The sequence below is a fragment of the Streptomyces sp. 8K308 genome, from assembly GCF_004348315.1.
Taxonomy (GTDB): domain Bacteria; phylum Actinomycetota; class Actinomycetes; order Streptomycetales; family Streptomycetaceae; genus Streptomyces.
This window is the reverse complement of sequence record NZ_SMKC01000352.1, coordinates 1-7,208: the sequence shown is the minus strand read 5'-3', so window position 1 is coordinate 7,208 and position 7,208 is coordinate 1. Positions and strand designations below refer to the sequence as shown.

Annotated in this window: 7 protein-coding genes; all 7 read right to left on the bottom strand. The window is 69.0% G+C overall.

Going from position 1 to position 7,208, the window contains the following annotated elements:
• Positions 1-99: 99 nt before the first annotated feature.
• The 7 genes from E1265_RS30845 to nadC all read right to left on the bottom strand — a co-directional run bounded on the left by E1265_RS30845 (position 100) and on the right by nadC (position 7,187).
• Complete coding sequence (locus E1265_RS30845; RefSeq protein WP_132934270.1) at positions 100-2,622, bottom strand: ATP-dependent Clp protease ATP-binding subunit; 2,523 nt, start codon at positions 2,620-2,622, stop codon at positions 100-102.
• Positions 2,623-3,151: 529 nt separating this feature from the next.
• Positions 3,152-3,499, bottom strand: a complete 348-nt coding sequence (locus tag E1265_RS30840) for an Lsr2 family protein (RefSeq protein WP_132934269.1) — start codon at positions 3,497-3,499, stop codon at positions 3,152-3,154.
• A 171-nt stretch (positions 3,500-3,670) separates the two neighbouring features.
• Positions 3,671-4,189 carry an amino-acid N-acetyltransferase gene (locus tag E1265_RS30835; RefSeq protein WP_132934268.1) on the bottom strand — a complete coding sequence of 173 codons (519 nt, stop codon included), beginning with the start codon at positions 4,187-4,189 and terminating at the stop codon, positions 3,671-3,673.
• 9 nt (positions 4,190-4,198) lie between these two features.
• Complete coding sequence (locus tag E1265_RS30830) at positions 4,199-4,717, bottom strand: BlaI/MecI/CopY family transcriptional regulator (RefSeq protein WP_132934267.1); 519 nt, start codon at positions 4,715-4,717, stop codon at positions 4,199-4,201.
• Between the two features lie 110 nt (positions 4,718-4,827).
• Positions 4,828-4,998, bottom strand: a complete 171-nt coding sequence (locus E1265_RS37445; RefSeq protein ID WP_165953938.1) for a hypothetical protein — start codon at positions 4,996-4,998, stop codon at positions 4,828-4,830.
• Positions 4,999-5,364: 366 nt separating this feature from the next.
• Positions 5,365-6,162, bottom strand: a complete 798-nt coding sequence (locus tag E1265_RS30825) for a type III pantothenate kinase (RefSeq protein ID WP_132934266.1) — start codon at positions 6,160-6,162, stop codon at positions 5,365-5,367.
• A gap of 2 nt (positions 6,163-6,164) precedes the next feature.
• Positions 6,165-7,187 (bottom strand): carboxylating nicotinate-nucleotide diphosphorylase, encoded by a 1,023-nt coding sequence (gene nadC, locus E1265_RS30820; RefSeq protein WP_132934271.1) that lies wholly within the window; start codon positions 7,185-7,187, stop codon positions 6,165-6,167.
• Between the last annotated feature and the right edge of the window lie 21 nt (positions 7,188-7,208).

Below are 7,208 nucleotides of genomic sequence, written 5' to 3'. Positions count from 1 at the left end.
CTACTGAGCGACGCGCCCCACACACGGCGGCGCCCCCGCCGCCCTTTTTCGAGGGTGGCGGGGGCGCCGATCACCGCCTGGCTGGCGGAAGCGGTCAGGTCACTCCTTGGAGAGGTTCGGGCCGCCCTTGGCCGCCTGCTCGACCGGGGGGACGTCCGGGAGGGAGGACTTCTCCTCGCCCCGGAAGGTGAAGACCTTGTCCGCACCCTCGCCCTCGGTGTCGACGACCACGATGTGGCCGGGCCGCAGCTCGCCGAAGAGGATCTTCTCGGACAGCACGTCCTCGATGTCCCGCTGGATCGTCCGCCGCAGCGGCCGGGCGCCGAGCACCGGGTCGTAGCCGCGCTTGGCCAGCAGCAGCTTGGCCTCCGTCGACAGCTCGATGCCCATGTCCCGGTCCTTCAGCCGGTCGTCCACCTGGGCGATCATCAGGTCGACGATCTTGATGATGTCGTCCTGCGTCAGCTGGTGGAAGACCACCGTGTCGTCGACACGGTTCAGGAACTCCGGCCGGAAGTGCTGCTTCAGCTCGTCGTTGACCTTGGCCTTCATCCGGTCGTACCCGGTGGCGACGTCGCCGGCCACCGCGAACCCCATGTTGAAGCCCTTGGAGATGTCCCGGGTGCCGAGGTTGGTCGTCATGATGATGACCGTGTTCTTGAAGTCCACGACCCGGCCCTGGGAGTCGGTCAGGCGACCGTCCTCCAGGATCTGCAGCAGCGAGTTGAAGATGTCCGGGTGGGCCTTCTCGACCTCGTCGAAGAGGACCACGGAGAACGGCTTCCGGCGCACCTTCTCGGTCAGCTGGCCCCCTTCCTCGTACCCGACGTAGCCGGGCGGGGAGCCGAAGAGCCGGGAGACGGTGTGCTTCTCGCCGAACTCCGACATGTCGAGGGAGATCAGCGCGTCCTCGTCGCCGAAGAGGAACTCCGCCAGCGTCTTGGACAGCTCGGTCTTACCCACGCCGGACGGGCCGGCGAAGATGAACGAGCCACCGGGGCGCTTGGGGTCCTTCAGGCCGGCGCGGGTCCGCCGGATGGCCTGCGAAAGCGCCTTGATGGCGTCCTCCTGGCCGATGACGCGCTTGTGCAGCTCGTCCTCCATGCGGAGCAGGCGCGAGGACTCCTCCTCGGTCAGCTTGAAGACGGGGATGCCGGTCGAGGCCGCCAGGACCTCGGCGATCAGCTCCTCGTCCACCTCGGCGACGACGTCCATGTCGCCGGACTTCCACTCCTTCTCGCGCTGCGCCTTGGCGGTCAGGAGCTGCTTCTCGTTGTCCCGCAGCGAGGCGGCCTTCTCGAAGTCCTGCGAGTCGATCGCGGACTCCTTCTCGCGGCGCACGCTGGCGATCTTCTCGTCGAACTCGCGCAGGTCCGGCGGCGCGGTCATCCGGCGGATCCGCATCCGGGAGCCGGCCTCGTCGATCAGGTCGATGGCCTTGTCCGGCAGGAAGCGGTCCGAGATGTACCGGTCGGCCAGCTGGGCCGCGGCGACCAGGGCCGAGTCGGTGATCGAGACGCGGTGGTGCGCCTCGTACCGGTCGCGCAGGCCCTTGAGGATCTCGATGGTGTGCGGCAGCGACGGCTCCGCGACCTGGATGGGCTGGAAGCGGCGCTCCAGGGCCGCGTCCTTCTCCAGGTACTTGCGGTACTCGTCCAGCGTGGTCGCGCCGATGGTCTGCAGCTCGCCACGGGCCAGCATCGGCTTGAGGATGCTGGCGGCGTCGATCGCGCCCTCGGCGGCGCCCGCACCCACCAGGGTGTGCAGCTCGTCGATGAACAGGATGATGTCGCCGCGGGTGCGGATCTCCTTGAGCACCTTCTTCAGGCGCTCCTCGAAGTCACCGCGGTACCGGGAGCCGGCGACCAGGGCGCCGAGGTCCAGGGTGTAGAGGTGCTTGTCCTTCAGGGTCTCGGGCACCTCGCCCTTGACGATGGCCTGGGCCAGGCCCTCGACGACTGCCGTCTTGCCGACGCCGGGCTCGCCGATGAGGACCGGGTTGTTCTTGGTGCGGCGGGACAGCACCTGCATGACCCGCTCGATCTCCTTCTCGCGCCCGATGACCGGGTCGAGCTTGGACTCGCGGGCGGCCTGGGTGAGGTTCCGGCCGAACTGGTCGAGGACGAGGGAGGTGGACGGCGTGCCCTCGGACGGCGCGCCGGCGGTGGCGGCCTCCTTGCCGCCCGAGTAACCGGAGAGCAGCTGGATGACCTGCTGCCGCACCCGGTTCAGATCGGCGCCCAGCTTCACGAGGACCTGGGCGGCGACGCCCTCGCCCTCGCGGATCAGGCCGAGCAGGATGTGCTCGGTGCCGATGTAGTTGTGGCCGAGCTGGAGCGCCTCACGCAGCGAAAGCTCCAGGACCTTCTTGGCCCGGGGCGTGAAGGGGATGTGCCCGGACGGGGCCTGCTGGCCCTGGCCGATGATCTCCTCCACCTGCTGGCGGACCGCCTCAAGCGAGATCCCGAGGCTCTCCAGGGCCTTAGCGGCGACACCCTCACCCTCGTGGATCAGGCCCAGGAGGATGTGCTCGGTGCCGATGTAGTTGTGGTTGAGCATCCGGGCCTCTTCCTGAGCCAGGACGACAACCCGCCGCGCACGGTCGGTGAACCTCTCGAACATCGTTAATCGCTCCTCAGAGCGGTCAGGCAGTAAAGGGGTCGGTCCCCTCCCTGTCCTTCCGCAGCTTAGTCCCGCAACGGGGGACCGCTCATTCCAACTGTGTGCTCCTGTCCCCGGCGCCGTGCCCCGAACAGGCGACAACAGTTCCAACCCGATGGTGCGAGACGATGTTCCCGTGGGCCAAGGATTGGCACCCCAGAGGACTACGCCGTCGGCGAACGCCGCTGAGGAACGCACCCGGACCCACCACCACCGCCCCCCTCATCCAGGAGAGTGCCCATCATCCGTCAGGAACTGCCTACCCCTCCAGGCTGACACTCCATGCCCGGACAGCCACCGACATCCGCTACGGGCGAACGCGAACACCCCGAGCGGCGGTACCTCGACGGAGGGTGACCGCCGGCGTGGCCGGGCCCGGGTGCGCCTCGGGGGGTCGCCCGGTCACGGGCGACCCCCCGGAGAGGAGAGCCGGTTCGGCCGCGCCTCCCGGCCTCCGGCCGGGGAGAGGGCCACTGCGAGCCCCGCGGGATCAGACGCCCGCCTTCTCGTATGCCTCGCGAATGTTGGCGGGCACGCGACCGCGGTCATTGACCTCGTATCCGTTCTCCTTGGCCCACGCGCGGATTTTCGCGGTGTCCTGGCTGCTCGAGCCCGCACCGGGAGCCACCGCGGCCCGACCGCGACCGCGCGCCGCCCTGGCGCCGCCGGCCCGACGACCCGCCTTCACATAGGGCTCAAGGGCGTCGCGAAGCTTCTCCGCGTTATCCGTGTTGAGGTCGATCTCGTAAGTCTTGCCGTCCAGCGCGAACGTAACCGTCTCGTCCGCCTCGCCGCCACTGAGGTCATCGAGGAGAAGGACCTGAACCTTCTGTGCCACCGGGCTACTCCTCATTCATAGTCGCCGAATACCAATAGGGTACTGCCGTGTAATCAAACCGCCATTCCCGAGAAAACACAAACCCTGGGCTCGTGATTACATCGCATCTGATAAGACACGATGGGACGATTCGGACATAACCGTCATCGAAGCGTCATCGGGAGTCGAGAATCAGAGATGCAGCAGCATCCGCCTGTTACCCAATGTGTTGGGCTTCACGCGTTCAAGCCCCAGGAACTCGGCGACACCCTCGTCATAGGAACGCAGCAGCTCGCTGTAGACGTCCCCATCCACGGGAGCGTCACCGATCTCGATGAACCCGTGTCGACTGAAGAACTCCACTTCGAAGGTCAGACAGAAAATGCGACGCACCCCGAGCCAGCGGGCGGTCCCCAGCAACTTCTCCAGCACCCGGTGGCCCACTCCGTGCCCCCTCAGCTGGGGATCCACGGCCAGCGTGCGCACCTCGGCCAGGTCCTCCCACATCACGTGGAGCGCACCACAGGCCACCACCTCGCCGTCCAGGTCACGCTCGGCCACCCAGAACTCCTGAATGTCCTCGTAAAGGGTGACCGTGGCCTTGTCGAGCAGGATCCGTTCCCGCGAGTAGACGTCGATGAGACGGCGCACCGAGCGGACATCCGTAGTCCTGGCACGGCGGACAGTGACTTCTGTTGGGGTTTCCCGCACAAGCGGAGGCTATCGCCGAGCGCCTTCCCCTTCGCCTTCGGGGGCTTCGTCTTCGGCGGCTTCGCGATCGGGAGCTTCGCCTTCGGGAGCTTCCCCTTGCCGACCCTCGCCACGCGATACCGCGCCCGCGGACCCGGCCGGCTCATCCCTGGCGGTGAGCGTCACTCCCGCGACATCGACCACACGCAGGGCGTCACGCAAAGCCTCCGTCTGCTCGGCGGACATCATGCCGAAGAAAGCCACGAGGGCGGCGGCCGCGTTGTCACTCTCGGCCCATGCATCATTCATCAAAGCGGCCGAGTAGGCCGCCCGAGTGGAGATCGCCTCATAGCGATAGGCGCGACCCTCCTGCTCGCGGCGCACCCAGCCCTTCTGGTGCAGGTTGTCGAGAACGGTCATCACCGTCGTATAGGCGATCGAACGCTCGCGGCGCAGATCCTCGAGAACTTCTCGCACGGTGACGGGCCGGTTCCACTCCCATACCCGGCTCATCACCGCGTCTTCCAGCTCTCCCAGTGGTCGAGGCACAGGATGAAGAATAGCCGCGGGGAGGCAAAAGGGGCGGATGCGGCGTTCGGGGCGTGCGCGGGAGCGGGCGGGCGCGAGGAGGCGGAGGGAAGCGGCGGAGAGCGGCGGGGTCAGCTCGGGTCGACCGGCTTGCCGCTCTCGCGGGCGGCGATCGCCGCGTCCACGGCCGCGTCCTCCTTGTACTTGTTGGCCCCACCCTGGGACCGCACGATCGTCACGATCAGCGCGGCGAAGGCGACAGCCATCACGGTCGGGGGAAAGAGTGCGGCGATGTAGTCCACAGCGGACCTCCCTTGGACTCACCCACGGAATGTGCGCCGCGGGCCGCCACACAGCCTACCGACCCGCCTGACGGTCGCCTCCCTCGTCCCCCTCACGCCCCTCCTCGCGCTCGCCCGGCTCCTGGGGCGGTGACGGCGCCGGCCGGCGCTTGCGACGCGGCGGGAAGACCTCCGCCGGGGTGGGAATCGGCCGGGACGTCGAGGGACGGCGCTGCTGCTGCCGCTTGCCGGTCTCTTCCCCTTCACCGCTGGGGGTGGGGGAACCCTGGGAACCCTGGGACGTAACCATAAACCGACATTAAGTGGTAAACAGACAATTTGCAGCGAACCTCGGCCACCCCGGCGTGTTCAGCCGCTTCGGCCGCTTCAGCCGCGCGAGACGTTCCGCTCGTAGACCAGGCGCAGGCCCACGAGCGTGAGCCAGGGCTCGTGCTCGTCGATGACGGTCGACTCGCGCAGCACCATCGGCGCGAGACCGCCGGTGGCGATCACCGTCACGTCGTCCGGGTCGTCGGCCAGCTCCCGCGACATCCGCTCCACCATGCCGTCCACCTGGCCGGCAAAGCCGTACAGGATGCCGGACTGCATCGACTCCACCGTGTTCTTGCCGATCACGTGCCGTGGCCTGGCCAGCTCCACCTTGCGCAGCTGCGCGCCGCGCATGCCCAGGGCCTCGACCGAGATCTCGATGCCGGGCGCGATCGCCCCGCCGGCGTACTCGCCGCGCGCCGAGACGGCGTCGTACGTGGTCGCGGTGCCGAAGTCCACCACGATGCAGGGGCCGCCGTAGAGCTCGACCGCCGCGACCGCGTTGATGATCCGGTCGGCGCCGACCTCCTTGGGGTTGTCCGTGAGGATCGGCACCCCGGTCTTGACGCCCGGCTCCACCAGGACCGCGGGGATGTCCCCGTAGTACCGCCTGGTCACCTCGCGCAGCTCGTGCAGCACGGAGGGCACCGTCGAGCAGATCGAGATGCCGTCGATGCCATCGCCCAGCTCCTCGCCGAGCAGCGGGTGCATGCCCATGAGCCCTTGGAGCAGCACCGCGAGCTCGTCCGCGGTGCGCCGGGAGTCCGTGGAGATGCGCCAGTGCTCCACGATCTCCTCTCCGTCGAAGAGGCCGAGCACCGTGTGCGTGTTGCCGACGTCGATAGTGAGCAGCATCGTCAGTCGCGCCCCTCCGCGCGCAGGTCGAGCCCGATGTCCAGGATCGGCGACGAGTGGGTGAGCGCGCCGACCGCCAGGTAGTCGACGCCGGCCTCCGCGTAGGCCCTGGCGTTCGCCAGGGTGAGCCGCCCCGAGGACTCAAGGGTGGCGCGGCCGGCGACGATCCGCACGGCCTCCGCCGTCTCCTCGGGGGTCAGGTTGTCGAGCAGGATCAGGTCGGCGCCCTCGGCGATGACGGGCTCGAGCTGGTCGAGCCGGTCGACCTCGACCTCCACCGGCACACCGGGGAACTCCTCGCGGACCCGGCGGAAGGCCTCGGCGACGCCGCCCGCCGCGATCACGTGGTTGTCCTTGACCAGCGCGGCGTCCGAGAGCGACATACGGTGGTTGACGCCGCCGCCGCAGCGCACCGCGTACTTCTCCAGGGCGCGCAGCCCTGGAGTGGTCTTGCGGGTGTCGCGGACCCGGGCCCCGGTGCCGGCGAGCGCGTCGGCCCAGGCGCGGGTCGCGGTGGCGATACCGGAGAGCCGGCAGAGCAGGTTGAGCGCGCTGCGCTCGCCCGTGAGCAGGTCGCGGGTGCGGGCGGTGACGGTGAGCAGCACCTGCCCGGCGGCCACCCGGTCGCCGTCGGCGACGTGCCGCTCGACCTCGAACTCGTCGGTGCAGACGACGGAGAGCACTGCCTCGACGACGTGCAGCCCGGCCACGGTGCCGGCCTCGCGGGCGGTGAAGTCGGCGGTGGCGACGGCGTCCTCGGGGATGGTGGCGACGGTGGTGACGTCGACGCCGTTGTCCAGGTCCTCCTCGACGGCCAGGTGGGCGATGTCCTCGACCTGGACGGGGTCGAGCCCGCCGGCGGCGATCAGCTCGGCGAGGTCGGGGTCGAGGCCGCACTCCAGCGGGTCGTACTCGTGGTCGGCGTTGAACGCCCCATCGAAATCGCCGTCCCCCCCGCAGCCGCAGCCCGCCCCGCAGCCGCCGACCGGCTCGTCCGCGCCTGGGCGGGCGCCGATGGGCAGCAGGGTGAGCTCTACTCGCTGGGA